The organism is Shigella sp. SIG6, assembly GCF_053555815.1.
Genome location: NZ_JBQZXC010000085.1, coordinates 1 through 15,702, shown reverse-complemented (window position 1 = coordinate 15,702; position 15,702 = coordinate 1). Strand labels below are relative to the sequence as shown.

The following is a 15,702-nucleotide window of genomic DNA, read 5'->3' as shown; positions in this document are numbered from 1 at the left end:
AATAAAGCCTTATTAGCAATAAGGAACGAACATCTGCTATTAATGCCTCATGTATGTGATGAATAGATTTCATACTTACTGGGCGAAAATGGTATACTTGAAGAAATAGATAAGCTCTACGAATTAAATGATCACGGAATTGATAATGACAAAGAAGGTAACAATGAAATTAATGACATCATGATTAACCTGTCTCATATTCTTATTGATTCCTTAGATGATGCAAAGGTTAACCTTACACCGGTCATCCATTCGATGTTGGTGACTTTTTTAGAATTGCCATATAATAATGATGTAAAAATACTGGAGTGGTGTTTTAATAAAAGCATGCAATATTTTGATGATTCTGCAAAGATAGAGCATGCATGCTCCGTAATAAATCATATTAATTTTCTCTGCGATCAGTCTAAAGTAGCTGAGACATTATTTTTCAATCTCGATAAAGAACCCTATAAAAATAGCCCTGAATTACAGGAGTTGATTTGGAAAAAGTTGGTTGTATATGTCAATGATTTTAACTTAAGCAATCGAGAAAAAACATATTTAATACAAAGGATATTTAATAATGTTGAGTCGCTATTTAATAAAGTACCTGTCCGCATTTTAGTTAATGATATTTTTTGAATGATTTTTTTATGAAAAACACTGAGATGATTAACTGGTACTTTCCTCGGTTACTTAAGAGTTATGAGGGCGAAAAAAATTATTTTGATAATTTAAAATATGATATAAATGATGAGGAATCTAATAAAGAAATTTTGAAGAATCAACCAGATAATGTTATCAAAGAAAAACTGAATAATGAATTCAAACTTAGATTTAGAATGATGCAAACTATCTTTAAATCGAAGGTTAATGTATCGCCATATATTGACCAACAGCGTTTAAATACACTAAATCCTCCGGAAAATTTACGTATGGCAATAGAAAAATTTGGCTGGAAGAAAAAAACTATCACTGCATAAAATAATTTGATGCCGGGATGTTTTTGTATTTCCCGGCATCTTTATAGAGATATTAATTATTTAATTTACTGAGCGTCGCGACCATCACCGCTTTGATGGTATGCATGCGGTTTTCCGCCTGATCAAATACAATGCTGGCGGCAGATTCGAAGACCTCATCAGTCACTTCCATTCCGCCATGTAGGCCAAACTCTTCCGCCATTTTTTTGCCAAGCGTCGTTTGGTCGTCATGAAACGCGGGCAGGCAGTGGAGGAATTTGACCTCCGGGTTACCGGTCAACTGCATCATCTTGCTGTTCACCTGATAATCACGCAGTAATGCAATGCGTTCAGCCCATTTTTCTTTTGCTTCACCCATCGACACCCATACATCGGTATAGATAAAGTCAGCACCTTCAACTCCTTTAGCTACATCTTCCGTCAGCGTAATATTCCCGCCATTTTGTTGTGCCAGGGCGCGGCATTCCGTAACCAGCGCAGCTTCTGGCCAGCATGCCTGTGGCGCGACCAGACGCAAATCCAGACCGGTAAGCGCCGCAGCTTCGAGCATCGAATTGCCCATGTTGTTACGTGCGTCACCTGCATAGACCAGCGTCATTTCGTTGAATGCTTTACCGGGTAAATGCTCCTGCATGGTGAGGAGATCCGCCAGCAACTGCGTGGGGTGAAACTCATTGGTCAGGCCGTTCCATACCGGCACGCCAGCGTATTCCGCCAGTGTTTCGACAATCTCCTGACCATAGCCGCGATACTGAATACCGTCATACATGCGACCAAGCACGCGGGCAGTGTCTTTAATCGACTCTTTATGACCAATCTGACTACCGCTTGGGCCAAGATAAGTAACGCGAGCACCCTGGTCATATGCGGCAACTTCGAAAGAGCATCGGGTACGAGTCGAGTCTTTTTCGAAGATGAGCGCGATGTTTTTACCAGTGAGTTTGGCTTCTTCTTTACCGCTTTTCTTATCAGCTTTCAGCTTCGCGGCTAACTGCAGCAGGCTGTTGAGTTCAGCTGGCGTGAAATCGAGTAATTTCAGGAAATGCTTATGATAAAACCCGGACATAGATCCCTCCTGTGGCTAACGCCTAAATGAATTAAAATTCAATTTATGTGTATTATTATTCATTTGCAAGTCTAAAGCATAAATCTTTGTCACAAAGGTGGAGGCAATGTCAGTGGTGTGTGACAATAAGAGTATTGGCAGGACATTAAGAGGAATGAGCCATGGCAAACCCGGAACAACTGGAAGAACAGCGTGAAGAAACACGTTTGATTATTGAAGAATTACTGGAAGATGGCAGCGATCCGGACGCGCTGTACACCATCGAACACCATCTTTCCGCAGACGATCTGGAAACTCTGGAAAAAGCGGCAGTTGAAGCGTTTAAACTCGGTTACGAAGTGACCGATCCAGAAGAGCTGGAAGTTGAAGATGGTGATATCGTGATTTGCTGCGACATCCTCAGCGAGTGCGCGTTGAATGCCGATCTGATCGATGCCCAGGTTGAACAACTGATGACGCTGGCGGAGAAATTTGACGTTGAGTACGACGGTTGGGGCACTTACTTTGAAGATCCTAACGGCGAAGATGGCGACGATGAAGATTTTGTCGATGAAGACGATGACGGGGTTCGCCACTAATTAATTGATTAAAATGCCCGATAGCACATACTAGCGGGCATTTTTTTAGAGTTCGCGTAGCATCCGCACTTCACAATCGACATGGCCCGTGCAGCCAAGCGCATAGTCGATATGCTCAAAGCCCAAATGCTCATAAAGCGCAATGGCTTCCTTTAAAAAAGCGGTCGTTTCCAGATAGCAGCGTTTGAAGCCCATCTCTCGTGCCTGCTCCATCGCCATTAAGGCCAGTTTTTTCGCTAGCCCTTTACCGCGAATAGCGGGAAGAAAGTACATTTTCTGCAGTTCGCAAATGTCCGCTTCACTACCTGTTAATGGCGCAATCCCGCCGCCGCCGACTACTTCGCCATTGTATTCAACCACCCAATAAGCATGGCCAGGCTGGCTGTACACTTGATACAGTTCGTCGAGATTCGGATCGGCAACGGTGTAGCCTTTATCGGCGGTAAGACCATACTCTGCGTAAACCTGACGGATGACGCTGGCGATAGCAGGATTATCCTGCAGCGTCAGGCGACGCATTACAGGTGATTGCGGCGCAATGTTATTCATAGTTTAACCCAATAAAAATAAAGTAATTATACATTTGTTTAATACCACTCTCTTCTTACGTGCGCAAGCGTCTTATAAAGCAATAAAGTTTTTGCCAGCCTATTACTGATAAGAGTATTGTAACGTGGCAGAACATTTTACTGTCTGTATCTATAAATTATATCAATGGATTTTTTAATTCAGGGGATTTTTATGGCTCAAGTTATTAATGAAATGGATGTTCCGTCCCATTCTTTTGTTTTTCATGGTACAGGTGAGAGATATTTTCTTATTTGTGTGGTGAATGTGTTGTTAACGATTATAACGCTAGGTATCTATTTACCATGGGCATTAATGAAATGTAAGCGTTATCTTTATGCTAATATGGAAGTTAACGGACAACGATTTTCTTATGGAATTACCGGTGGGAATGTTTTTGTTAGTTGTCTTGTTTTTGTTTTTTTCTATTTCGCAATCTTAATGACAGTGTCAGCAGATATGCCGCTTGTTGGCTGTGTTTTGACTTTGTTACTGTTGGTTTTGCTTATATTTATGGCAGCAAAAGGACTGCGTTATCAGGCCTTAATGACCAGTCTCAACGGCGTAAGATTTAGTTTTAATTGCTCTTTGAAAGGGTTCTGGTGGGTAACCTTTTTCTTGCCGATTTTAATGGCCATTGGGATGGGGACTGTTTTCTTTATCTCGACAAAGATGCTACATGCCAATAGTTCAAGTAGTGTTATTATATCTGTGGTTCTGATGGCAATAGTTGGTATTGTTTCCATTGGTATTTTTAATGGTACTTTATATAGCCTGGTAATGAGTTTTCTCTGGAGCAATACCAGTTTCGGTATACATCGTTTCAAGGTGAAATTAGATACTGCGTATTGTATAAAATATGCCATCCTCGCATTTTTAGCTTTATTACCTTTTCTCGCTGTTGCTGGTTATATTATCTTCGATCAAATATTAAATGAGTATGATAGTTCTGGGTATGCAAATGATGATATTGAGAATTTACAGCAATTTATGGAAATGCAACGTAAAATGATAATCGCGCAGTTAATTTATTATTTTGGGATTGCTGTTAGCACCAGTTATTTAACGGTGTCGTTACGAAATCATTTTATGAGCAACCTGTCACTGAATGATGGGCGTATTCGTTTTCGCTCAACTTTAACGTACCACGGTATGCTTTATCGCATGTGTGCGTTGGTGGTGATATCCGGGATTACGGGTGGTCTGGCTTACCCACTGCTGAAAATATGGATGATTGACTGGCAGGCAAAAAATACGTATTTGCTGGGCGATTTGGATGACCTTCCTTTAATCAATAAAGAAGAACAACCAGATAAAGGCTTCTTGGCCAGTATTTCTCGGGGAGTTATGCCTTCTTTACCATTTCTGTAAGAGATAAAAAAGGCCGGAGCATGCTCCGGCCTTCGTTTTCATCACTGTGTTGATTACAGTGCGGCGATAACAGCCTGCTGTTCAATCAGCTTGGCTTTCGTTTCTGCATAACCTTCCAGCTTCTCACGCTCTTTCGCGATAACCGCTTCCGGTGCGCGGGCGACAAAGCCTTCATTTGCCAGCTTGTTCTCGATGCGGCTGATTTCACCTTCGATCTTCGCCACTTCTTTCGCCAGGCGCGCCAGCTCATCTTCTTTGTTGATGAGGCCAGCCATCGGGATCAGCAGCTCTGCGCCGTCGATGATCTTGGTAACGGAAACCGGACCTTTGTCATCGGCAGGCAGCACGGTGATGCTTTCCAGACGCGCCAGCGTTTGCAGGAAGCCACGGTTTTCATTTACGCGACGTTCTGCATCCGCGCTGCAACCACGCAGCAGCAGCTCCAGCGGTTTGCCCGGCGCGATGTTCATTTCTGCACGGATGTTACGTACAGCAACGATCGCCTGTTTCAGCCACTCGGTGTCGGCCAGTGCGGCTTCATCAACCTGAGATGCATCATACTGCGGGAACGGCTGCAGCATGATGGTGTCGGCAGTGATACCGCAAAGTACTTTCACACGCTGCCAGATGGTTTCGGTGATGAACGGAATGATCGGATGCGCGAGGCGCAGCAGACCTTCCAGTACAGTCACCAGCGTATGGCGAGTACCGCGCAGTTCGGCTTCTGTTCCACCGTTCATTACCGGCTTGGTCAGCTCCAGATACCAGTCGCAGAACTGGTTCCAGGTGAACTCATACAAAATGCCTGCGGCGATATCGAAGCGGAAGCTGTCCAGCGCTTCGCGGTACGCTTTGATAGTCTGGTTGAACTCCGCCAGAATCCAGCGGTCCGCCAGCGATAGCGTCATTTCGCCGCCGTTGAAGCCGCAATCCTGACCTTCTGTGTTCATCAGCACAAAGCGGCTGGCGTTCCACAGCTTGTTACAGAAGTTACGGTAGCCTTCCAGACGCTTCATCTCCCAGTTGATGTCACGACCGGTAGACGCCAGCGCCGCCAGGGTGAAGCGCAGGGCATCGGTGCCGTGCGGCTCAATGCCGTTCGGGAACTGTTTCTCGGTGCGCTTACGGATTTTGTCCGCCAGCTGCGGCTGCATCATATTGCCGGTACGTTTTTCCAGCAGTTCTGGCAGCGAAATACCGTCAACCATATCCAGCGGGTCGATAACGTTACCCTTGGATTTGGACATCTTCTGACCTTCGTCGTCACGAATCAGACCGGTCATGTAAACAGTGTGGAACGGCACCTGCGGTTTGCCATTTTCATCTTTGATGAAGTGCATGGTCATCATGATCATGCGGGCAATCCAGAAGAAGATGATGTCGAAACCAGATACCATCACGCTGGTTGGGTGGAACTGACGCAGGGCGTCGGTATTTTCCGGCCAGCCAAGGGTAGAGAAGGTCCACAGTGCAGAAGAGAACCAGGTGTCGAGAACGTCTTCGTCCTGACGCAGGGCAACGTTGGCACCGAGGTTATTTTCCTTGCGCACTTCTTCTTTGTTGCGGCCAACATAAACATTACCCGCTTCGTCATACCATGCCGGGATACGGTGACCCCACCACAGCTGACGAGAGATACACCAGTCCTGAATATCGCGCATCCAGGAGAAGTACATGTTTTCGTACTGCTTCGGTACGAACTGAATGTCGCCGTTCTCAACCGCTTCAACTGCCGGTTTCGCCAGTACATCGGCACGCACGTACCACTGGTCGGTCAGCATCGGTTCGATAACCACGCCGCCACGGTCGCCGTAAGGAACGGTCAGGTCGTGCGGTTTAATTTCTTCCAGCAGGCCGAGTGCATCAACCGCAGCAACGACTGCTTTACGTGCAGCAAAACGCTCGAGTTTCTGGAACTCTGCCGGGATCTCGCTGGAATAAACGTCAGATTCGTTACCTTTGGTATCGAACACCTGGGCGCTTTCACGGATATCACCGTCAAAGGTCAGGATGTTGATCATCGGCAGGGCGTGACGTTTACCGACTTCATAGTCGTTAAAGTCGTGCGCCGGGGTGATCTTCACGCAGCCGGTGCCTTTTTCCATGTCGGCGTGTTCGTCGCCAACGATCGGAATACGACGGTTAACCAGCGGCAGAATGACATATTTGCCAATCAGATCTTTGTAACGCGGATCTTCCGGGTTAACAGCTACACCGGTATCGCCCAGCAGGGTTTCCGGGCGAGTGGTCGCAACCACCAGATAATCTTTACCGTCTGCGGTTTTCGCGCCGTCAGCCAGCGGATAGCGGATGTGCCACATCGAACCTTTCGATTCGCGGTTTTCCACTTCCAGGTCAGAAATAGCGGTACGCAGTTTCGGGTCCCAGTTTACCAGGCGCTTGCCACGGTAAATCAGGTCTTCTTTATACAGACGAACGAAAACTTCTTTCACCGCATTGGACAGGCCTTCGTCCATGGTGAAGCGTTCACGCTCCCAGTCGACGGAGTTGCCGAGACGGCGCATCTGACGGGTAATGGTGCCGCCAGATTCCGCTTTCCATTCCCAGATTTTATCGATGAAAGCTTCGCGGCCGTAGTCGTGACGGGTTTTACCTTCTTCTGCGGCAATCTTGCGCTCAACGACCATCTGGGTAGCGATCCCGGCGTGGTCAGTACCGACCTGCCACAGGGTGTTTTTGCCCTGCATGCGCTGATAGCGGATCATGGTATCCATGATGGTTTGCTGGAAGGCGTGACCCATATGCAAACTGCCGGTGACGTTCGGCGGCGGGATCATGATGCAGAAACTTTCCTGGCTTTCATCGCCATTAGGCTTAAAGTAGCCCTGCTTTTCCCAGTGCTCGTAAAGCGGCTGTTCGATATCTTGTGGGTTGTATGTCTTTTCCATTATTTCCAGGTTGCCGTATTCAGGTTGAAACCAGCCACGCGGTAGGCTTTATAGCGTTCGCGCGCCAGTTGTTTCAGAGAATCTTCATAAGGAACGAAGTCTACCACTTCTGTGAAAGCGGTGGCAAAATCTGCAAAGCTTGTTCGCAGACTAATCAATATATCGCGCGGGCTGCTGCTGCGTTTTTGCGGCCAGGCGATCTCCACCGGCGCACCGCCGCGCGGTCCTTCTCCCGCTAAATTATGCGGAACAAAGCTTTCTGCCGGACGCGCCCACAGGGCTTCATCCAGCCGGTAAGCCTGCTTTTCATCTTCACAGGCGATGAGTACGCGCTTACCGCTGCGCCAACGTTCTGCGGCAATTTCACACACCAGTTGCTCAACGGCGCTTAAGCCATCGACGGTGGTGTCATTGTCCAGAAGGTAGAACGTTGCGTTTTTCATATATGGGGCTTCTTGTGGTGGATTTAAATATTGCTGCATTCCTCACCCTGAAGGATGAGCAATGAATTTCTATTGTGCTCGATCGGTTCCCTCTCCCTTAGGGAGAGGGTTAGGGTGAGGGTAAAACGCAAACTTACTCTTCGCCGTTAAACCCAGCGCGGTTTAACAGGAACTGTGCCAGCAACGCTACCGGACGACCGGTTGCGCCTTTTGCTTTACCAGAACGCCAGGCGGTTCCTGCAATATCCAGGTGCGCCCAGTTATACTTACGGGTAAAGCGTGACAGGAAGCAACCTGCGGTAATCGCCCCACCAGGACGACCGCCAATGTTCGCCATATCGGCAAAATTGGACTCCAGCTGTTCCTGATACTCGTCACCCAGCGGTAAGCGCCATGCGCGGTCACCGGATTGTTCAGACGCGGCAATCAGTTCATGGGCCAGCGGATTATGGTTCGCCATCAGACCAGTAATATGATGACCCAGCGCGATCACGCAGGCACCGGTCAGCGTCGCCACGTCAATCACTGCTTCCGGCTCAAAACGTTCAACGTAAGTTAACACGTCGCACAGTACCAGGCGGCCTTCGGCATCGGTGTTCAGCACTTCAACGGTTTGACCGGACATGGTGGTTAACACATCGCCCGGACGATAGGCACGCCCGCCAGGCATGTTTTCACAGCCTGCCAGCACGCCAATAACGTTAATCGGCAGTTGCAGCTCCGCGACCATACGCATCACGCCGTAAACCGCCGCCGCGCCGCACATATCGTACTTCATCTCATCCATGCCTTCTGAAGGCTTGATGGAGATACCGCCGGAGTCGAAGGTTAAACCTTTACCCACCAGCACGATTGGGCGTGCATCTTCCGACGCGTTGCCTTTGTACTCAATCACCGACATCAGCGATTCGTTTTGTGAACCCTGACCGACCGCCAGATAAGAGTGCATTCCCAGCTCTTTCATCTGCTGTTCGCCGATAACGCGGGTGATGACATTCTTGCTGTAGCTGTCAGCCAGCTGGCGCGCCTGAGAGGCGAGATAAGCGGCGTTACAGATATTCGGCGGCATATTACCGAGATCTTTCGCTGCTTTTATCCCGGCGGCAATCGCCAGACCGTGCTGGATCGCGCGCTCACCGCTGGTCAGTTCACGGCGGGTCGGCACGTTGAACACCATTTTACGCAGCGGACGACGCGGTTCGCTCTTATTCGTTTTCAACTGATCGAAACTGTAGAGCGTCTCTTTTGCTGTCTCGACAGCCTGACGCACTTTCCAGTAGTTGTTACGGCCTTTAACGTGCAGTTCAGTCAGAAAGCAGACCGCTTCCATCGAGCCAGTATCATTCAGCGTATTAATGGTTTTCTGAATAACCTGCTTGTACTGACGCTCATCCAGCTCACGTTCTTTGCCGCAACCAATAAGGAGAATTCGCTCGGAAAGTACATTCGGAACATGGTGCAGCAACAATGTCTGCCCCGGTTTTCCTTCCAGTTCGCCCCGGCGTAGCAGGGCGCTGATGTACCCATCGCTGATTTTATCGAGCTGTTCTGCAATCGGAGAAAGGCGACGTGGTTCGAAGACGCCCACGACGATGCAGGCACTCCGCTGTTTCTCCGGGCTACCGCTTTTTACACTAAACTCCATGCACTACGCTCCTGAATCTTAAAGACAACGGCGGTGGCTACAGATAGAATTGCAAGCTTTCGTAACTCATGTCCGCTGTTGCGATGACTTCGTGTTAATCTTAACGTTATTACGGCATTGGCACGTCAGAACAAAATCTGAGAGGTGAATCCGTTGAGTATAATTATCTTAGCGACGATTTCGACGACTCAAGAGAATAAATGACGTTTAAGCCATGAAACAAGCTAAAATCCTGCAAAAGACGAGTTTTTACGGGCGTATTTAAAGTGATAATCATAAGATATCTGGTGCGGGAGACGCTCAAAAGCCAGCTGGCGATACTCTTCATCTTGCTTTTGATCTTCTTCTGTCAAAAGTTAGTGAGGATCCTCGGCGCAGCGGTTGACGGCGATATTCCGGCGAATCTGGTGCTCTCCCTTCTCGGGTTGGGCGTGCCGGAAATGGCGCAGCTTATCCTGCCATTAAGCCTGTTCCTCGGGCTGCTGATGACGCTGGGCAAACTGTATACCGAAAGTGAAATTACGGTAATGCATGCCTGCGGCTTGAGCAAAGCGGTTCTGGTGAAAGCGGCAATGATCCTTGCGGTATTCACGGCAATCGTCGCGGCGGTTAACGTGATGTGGGCGGGACCGTGGTCATCGCGTCATCAGGATGAAGTGTTAGCAGAAGCGAAAGCGAACCCTGGCATGGCGGCGCTGGCGCAAGGGCAATTCCAGCAAGCGACTAATGGCAGCTCGGTGCTGTTCATCGAAAGCGTTGACGGCAGCGATTTCAAAGATGTGTTCCTCGCACAAATTCGACCAAAAGGTAATGCACGTCCTTCTGTGGTGGTGGCCGATTCCGGACATTTAACCCAGCTGCGCGACGGCTCCCAGGTCGTTACTCTCAACCAGGGAACGCGCTTCGAAGGCACTGCACTGTTACGTGATTTCCGCATTACGGATTTCCAGGATTATCAGGCGATCATTGGTCACCAGGCGGTGGCGCTCGACCCGAACGATACCGACCAGATGGACATGCGCACATTGTGGAACACTGACACCGATCGTGCTCGCGCAGAACTGAACTGGCGTATCACGTTGGTATTCACCGTGTTTATGATGGCACTTATGGTTGTACCGTTGAGCGTGGTTAACCCGCGTCAGGGACGCGTACTGTCGATGCTGCCAGCCATGCTGCTGTATCTACTTTTCTTCCTGATCCAGACCTCCCTGAAATCGAACGGCGGTAAAGGTAAGCTGGACCCGACACTGTGGATGTGGACCGTTAACCTGATTTATCTGGCTTTGGCGATTGTTCTCAACCTTTGGGACACCGTGCCGGTCCGCCGCCTGCGCGCCAGTTTTTCGCGTAAAGGAGCGGTGTGATGCAACCTTTTGGCGTACTTGACCGCTATATCGGTAAAACTATTTTCACCACCATCATGATGACGCTGTTCATGCTGGTGTCGCTGTCGGGCATTATCAAATTTGTCGATCAGCTGAAAAAAGCCGGGCAGGGGAGTTACGACGCGTTAGGCGCAGGAATGTATACCTTGCTGAGCGTGCCGAAAGATGTGCAGATCTTCTTCCCGATGGCGGCTCTTCTTGGGGCGTTGCTTGGTCTTGGGATGCTGGCGCAGCGCAGCGAACTGGTGGTGATGCAGGCTTCTGGTTTTACCCGTATGCAGGTAGCGCTGTCGGTGATGAAAACCGCCATTCCACTGGTCTTGCTGACGATGGCGATTGGCGAATGGGTCGCGCCGCAGGGCGAACAGATGGCGCGTAACTACCGTGCGCAGGCGATGTACGGCGGCTCGTTGCTCTCTACCCAGCAAGGTTTATGGGCGAAAGATGGCAACAACTTCGTCTACATTGAGCGGGTTAAAGGTGACGAGGTGTTAGGTGGCATCAGTATTTATGCCTTTAACGAGAATCGTCGTCTGCAATCCGTACGTTATGCCGCTACCGCGAAGTTTGACCCGGAACATAAAGTCTGGCGTCTGTCGCAGGTTGATGAATCTGATCTGACCAATCCGAAACAGATTACCGGTTCGCAGACGGTGAGCGGCACCTGGAAAACCGACCTCACGCCAGACAAACTGGGCGTGGTGGCGCTGGACCCGGATGCACTCTCCATCAGTGGTTTGCACAACTACGTGAAGTATCTGAAGTCGAGCGGTCAGGATGCCGGACGTTATCAGCTCAACATGTGGAGCAAAATCTTCCAGCCGCTATCCGTGGCGGTGATGATGCTGATGGCGCTGTCGTTTATCTTTGGCCCACTGCGTAGCGTACCGATGGGCGTGCGTGTGGTCACAGGTATCAGCTTCGGTTTTGTCTTCTACGTACTGGACCAGATCTTCGGCCCGCTGACGTTGGTTTACGGCATCCCGCCGATCATCGGCGCACTGTTGCCAAGTGCCAGCTTCTTCTTAATCAGCCTGTGGCTGTTAATGAGAAAATCGTAATCTAACAAGGGAGCGAAAGCTCCCTTTATTATTGTTGACAAAGTCAAATACGAGTTCGAACGGTCCCCTCGCCCCTTTGGGGAGAGGGTGAGGGGCACAGATCACGTCTGACTTATCTTTTTCTCCCCCCCAGCAAACTCCCCAACATCCCGCGTACAATCTGATTCGTCACCTGGCGAGCGGCGCTTTTCGCCATTGTTTGCACCACACCATCTTTCTTCCCGCCGCGTGGTCCGGTAGTGCCAAACAAAATATCCTTCAATCCACCAAGAATACCGTCATCCACCGCTACCTCTTTCCCTTTCACGGGGGGATTATTTTGCTGCTCGGTACTGGCCTGAAAGCCTTTTTGCAGCATCTCATAGGCGGACTCGCGGTCCACCTCATCTTCATATTTGCCATACACCGGGGAGTGATTAATCAGGCCATTACGCTCATCTTCCGTCACCGGCCCCATTCGCGAACAAGGTGCGATCACCATCGCCCGTTCCACCACAGAAGGACTTCCTTTTGCATCGAGAAACGAGATTAACGCCTCGCCGGTCCCCAGTTCCTGGATTGCCTTTTCGGTATCAAATGCCGGATTGGCCCGCATGGTTTGCGCCGCTGTCTTCACTGCTTTCTGATCTTTTGGCGTAAAAGCCCGCAAAGCGTGCTGAACACGATTACCGAGCTGGCCGAGCACATTATCCGGAATATCAGACGGGTTTTGCGAAACGAACCAGACGCCCACGCCTTTTGAGCGAATAAGCCTTATCACCTGCTCAATCTTATCCAGCAGTACCTGCGGTGCATCGTTAAACAGCAGATGTGCCTCGTCGAAGAAAAACACCAGTTTTGGTTTCTCCAGATCGCCCGCTTCCGGCAATTGTTCATACAACTCTGAAAGCATCCACAGCAGGCTGGTGGCGTACAGTTTCGGCATCTGATAAAGTTTCTCGGCGCTGAGGATATTGATAACGCCTTTACCGTTGGCATCGGTGCGCATCCAGTCTTTGATATCCAGCATCGGCTCACCAAAGAAGTGTGCTGCGCCTTGCTGTTCCAGCGACAGTAATCCGCGCTGGATGGCACCAACCGATGCGCTACTGATATTTCCGTACTGATTCTGGAAGGATTTGGCGTTATCGCCGATGTACTGGGTAATCGCCCGCAAATCTTTAAAGTCGAGCAGCAACAATCCCTGATCGTCCGCAATGCGGAAGATAATATTCAGCACGCCAGATTGCACATCGTTGAGATTCAACAGTCGCGCCAGCAACAGCGGCCCCAGATCCGAAACCGTCGCCCGCACCGTGTGGCCTTTCTCACCAAAGATATCCCACACCACCACCGGATTGGCATGCGGTTGCCAGTCATTGACGCCGATATTTTTAAGCCTTGTGAGCAGTTTTTCCGACGCCGTTCCTGCCTGCGCGATACCGGTCAGATCGCCTTTCACATCAGCCATAAACACCGGCACGCCGATTTCCGACAATGACTCTGCCAGTTTTTGCAGCATAACGGTTTTACCCGTCCCCGTTGCGCCAGTAATCAGCCCGTGACGGTTAGCCATTCCCGGCAGTAAAAACAGTTCTGTGTCCGGCGTGCGGGCAATTAACAGGGGTTCGCTCATGAGATTTCCTCCAGTTTCCTGCCTGGAGTATAGGCAACGGCTGTGCACTCTTCACCGCTAAATTCAGCAGATTGCGAGACGCCTTCCAAAGAGATTTAAGTGCCGGGCGACAGCACCCGGCAAAGGGATCAGAAGTCGGCTTTCAGGACTACTCGGTAGCGCGCTTTACCATCGCGTACATGCTGAATGGCGTCGTTAATTTTCGACATCGGGAACAGTTCGGTTGTCGGCGCAACCTTGCTGCGGGCGGCAAAGCGCATCAGCTTTCGCAGCTCATAAGGCGTGCCGGTAGCAGAACCAGAGATGCTGCGGTCGCCCGCAATTAACGTAAAGGCCGGAACAGACAGCGGCGTGAGAACCGCACCGACCGTATGGAAATTACCGCCATAGGTCAGCGCCTCAAAATAAGGCTGCCAGTCGAGGCTGACGTTCACAGTATTGATAATGAGATCAAACTGCCCCGACAGGGCTTTCAGTGCCTGCGGATCGCGGCTATTCACCACTTTATCGGCACCCATCGCCAGTACTTCCTGCTCTTTCGCCGGATTAGAACTAAAGGCCGTCACCTCGCATCCCATTGCGTGCAGAAGTTTTATAGCGATATGCCCCAGCCCGCCAATACCAATTACCCCAACGCGGCTGGTAGCAGTGATATGGTGCATCAACAGTGGTTTAAAGACCGTGATACCGCCGCACAACAGCGGCCCGGCGGACTCGATATCAATATTTTCTGGCAGTGGAATCACCCATTGCCAGTCCGCACGCAACTTCTCGGCAAAGCCACCGCGATTCATAATTGTCGGCACCGCACCTTGCTCGCAGTTGATCTGATTACCGCTAATACAGGCGTCGCAGTGACCACAGCTACGCGCCCAATCACCTCATGCCCGGCAACCAGCGGATATTGTGAAAATCCCCATTCGTTATCGATCATCGACAGATCGGAATGACAAATCCCGCAGTAATCCACCTGCACTTCAACATCTTGTGGCTTCAGCTCACCGGGATCGTACTCATAAACTTCCAGTTCGCCGCCCGCTTCTTTTGCGGCATAGCTTTTTATCATCGACATTTTTGGGTCCTTCTCTGGTGTTGTTTGGGAAGTGTAGAGCATGGCAGGGCGGGGTGCTTGGAGTGTGACAAAGGTTACATATCGCTGAGTGTAATGCTGAAAATTTCAGCACTTAGCGAGGTGGGTGCAAGCTGGCGCTTGCATGGTGGCGTGCGACAGGTATAATCCACAACGTTTTCCGCATACCTCTTCAGTGCCGAAGTGGCGAAATCGGTAGACGCAGTTGATTCAAAATCAACCGTAGAAATACGTGCCGGTTCGAGTCCGGCCTTCGGCACCATCAGCACTAATCAATAACGATTTTTCCGCAAATCAAGTGGTTAGGGATCTTACCCCAGCTAACTTTGTATGTGAAAAATACTAATCCCTTATCAAGTACAAAAGCCACTGTGCTTGTTAATGGCTTTGGTATGTTATCACACAGTGGCGAGTAGTTTACAGGCTCAACCTCGTAACAAGTTCCTTTGAAGCCGGAAGACGCGCCGCCGTCTATAAATCGTATACCAAAACTCTTAGCAAGATGTTCCACACCTGGCGCGGTGTCCAATGATGCTACACGTCGAGATGACGTCGCAGAGGATAAACAGGCTAAATGATGGGAAGAGTTTTAAGTGCAATAGTGGATCAAAGCCCACCTCTTCAAAACCTAACTTGATCGGGAAAGAATCAAGCTCTAGCACGGTTTCGTCCACCGGAGTACAACGGGTGCCTGATAAGAGAAGAACTGCTAAGACTTCATAGCTTTTGTGAAAAAGCCCTTTTTAGTGGATACGCCTACGGCGCTTATTTTTTGGGGTAGCCCATCAAAGGCGCTTTATGGCTCCTATTGCATTCAATAATCTCACAATCGCCAATTATTTCAGCATACCTTTATTGAGTGACTGATTTATCATACTGGTCACGATAGCAATCACTTCTAAAATGCAATGAATTTCTTGAAGAGTGGAGTTGGCATACCAAGCTGATAAGCTCCAGAAGATGATTTTGAGTAGGTTGATGTTAAAAATGTGTTTGATGGTCTT

Annotated in this window: 11 protein-coding genes, 1 tRNA gene and 2 pseudogenes; 7 read left to right on the top strand and 7 right to left on the bottom strand. The window is 49.4% G+C overall.

The window, feature by feature from the left end:
• Positions 1 to 965, top strand: a pseudogene (yjgL, locus tag ACUU1M_RS13865) (protein YjgL); the annotation flags it as partial.
• Positions 966 to 1,017: 52 nt separating this feature from the next.
• On the opposite strand, the gene argF reads toward yjgL, so the two are convergent.
• The gene (gene argF, locus ACUU1M_RS13860) at positions 1,018 to 2,031 is read right to left on the bottom strand and encodes an ornithine carbamoyltransferase (RefSeq protein ID WP_000012908.1); all 1,014 of its coding nucleotides are present in this window, start codon (positions 2,029 to 2,031) and stop codon (positions 1,018 to 1,020) included.
• A gap of 161 nt (positions 2,032 to 2,192) precedes the next feature.
• On the opposite strand from argF, the gene rraB reads away from it, so the two are divergent.
• On the top strand, positions 2,193 to 2,609 hold the full coding sequence (gene rraB, locus ACUU1M_RS13855) for a ribonuclease E inhibitor RraB (RefSeq protein ID WP_000002953.1): 417 nt from the start codon (positions 2,193 to 2,195) through the stop codon (positions 2,607 to 2,609).
• A 45-nt stretch (positions 2,610 to 2,654) separates the two neighbouring features.
• Here rraB and ACUU1M_RS13850 read toward each other — a convergent pair whose 3' ends face one another.
• Positions 2,655 to 3,158, bottom strand: coding sequence for a GNAT family N-acetyltransferase (locus tag ACUU1M_RS13850; RefSeq protein WP_001059407.1), 504 nt, complete (start codon positions 3,156 to 3,158; stop codon positions 2,655 to 2,657).
• 192 nt (positions 3,159 to 3,350) lie between these two features.
• On the opposite strand from ACUU1M_RS13850, the gene ACUU1M_RS13845 reads away from it, so the two are divergent.
• Positions 3,351 to 4,547, top strand: a complete 1,197-nt coding sequence (locus ACUU1M_RS13845; protein WP_000079652.1) for a YjgN family protein — start codon at positions 3,351 to 3,353, stop codon at positions 4,545 to 4,547.
• A gap of 53 nt (positions 4,548 to 4,600) precedes the next feature.
• On the opposite strand, the gene valS is transcribed toward ACUU1M_RS13845, so the two are convergent.
• The 3 genes from valS to pepA all read right to left on the bottom strand — a co-directional run bounded on the left by valS (position 4,601) and on the right by pepA (position 9,544).
• Positions 4,601 to 7,456: a valine--tRNA ligase gene (gene valS / locus ACUU1M_RS13840; RefSeq protein WP_152028986.1), complete on the bottom strand. Its 2,856-nt coding sequence runs from the start codon at positions 7,454 to 7,456 to the stop codon at positions 4,601 to 4,603.
• Positions 7,456 to 7,899 (bottom strand): DNA polymerase III subunit chi, encoded by a 444-nt coding sequence (gene holC / locus ACUU1M_RS13835; protein ID WP_000786399.1) that lies wholly within the window; start codon positions 7,897 to 7,899, stop codon positions 7,456 to 7,458. Before holC ends, valS begins: the two co-directional genes overlap by 1 nt.
• Positions 7,900 to 8,032: 133 nt before the next feature.
• Positions 8,033 to 9,544, bottom strand: a complete 1,512-nt coding sequence (gene pepA / locus ACUU1M_RS13830) for a leucyl aminopeptidase (RefSeq protein WP_000397144.1) — start codon at positions 9,542 to 9,544, stop codon at positions 8,033 to 8,035.
• A 153-nt stretch (positions 9,545 to 9,697) separates the two neighbouring features.
• On the opposite strand from pepA, the gene ytgA reads away from it, so the two are divergent.
• From ytgA to lptG, 3 genes are all read left to right on the top strand, one after another.
• A complete protein-coding gene (ytgA, locus tag ACUU1M_RS13825; protein ID WP_211180521.1) occupies positions 9,698 to 9,748 on the top strand; it encodes a protein YtgA in 51 nt (16 codons plus the stop codon).
• A gap of 62 nt (positions 9,749 to 9,810) precedes the next feature.
• Positions 9,811 to 10,911: an LPS export ABC transporter permease LptF gene (gene lptF / locus ACUU1M_RS13820; protein WP_000584114.1), complete on the top strand. Its 1,101-nt coding sequence runs from the start codon at positions 9,811 to 9,813 to the stop codon at positions 10,909 to 10,911.
• Positions 10,911 to 11,993 carry an LPS export ABC transporter permease LptG gene (lptG, locus tag ACUU1M_RS13815; protein ID WP_005054063.1) on the top strand — a complete coding sequence of 361 codons (1,083 nt, stop codon included), beginning with the start codon at positions 10,911 to 10,913 and terminating at the stop codon, positions 11,991 to 11,993. The genes lptF and lptG overlap by 1 nt, the downstream gene beginning before the upstream one ends.
• A gap of 112 nt (positions 11,994 to 12,105) precedes the next feature.
• On the opposite strand, the gene ACUU1M_RS13810 is transcribed toward lptG, so the two are convergent.
• On the bottom strand, positions 12,106 to 13,608 hold the full coding sequence (locus ACUU1M_RS13810; protein WP_005072377.1) for a helicase HerA-like C-terminal domain-containing protein: 1,503 nt from the start codon (positions 13,606 to 13,608) through the stop codon (positions 12,106 to 12,108).
• Positions 13,609 to 13,736: 128 nt separating this feature from the next.
• Positions 13,737 to 14,680, bottom strand: a pseudogene (locus ACUU1M_RS13805) (NAD(P)-dependent alcohol dehydrogenase).
• 195 nt (positions 14,681 to 14,875) lie between these two features.
• Between ACUU1M_RS13805 and ACUU1M_RS13800 the strand changes: the two are divergent.
• A tRNA-Leu gene (locus ACUU1M_RS13800) sits at positions 14,876 to 14,960 on the top strand.
• Positions 14,961 to 15,702 lie beyond the last annotated feature (742 nt).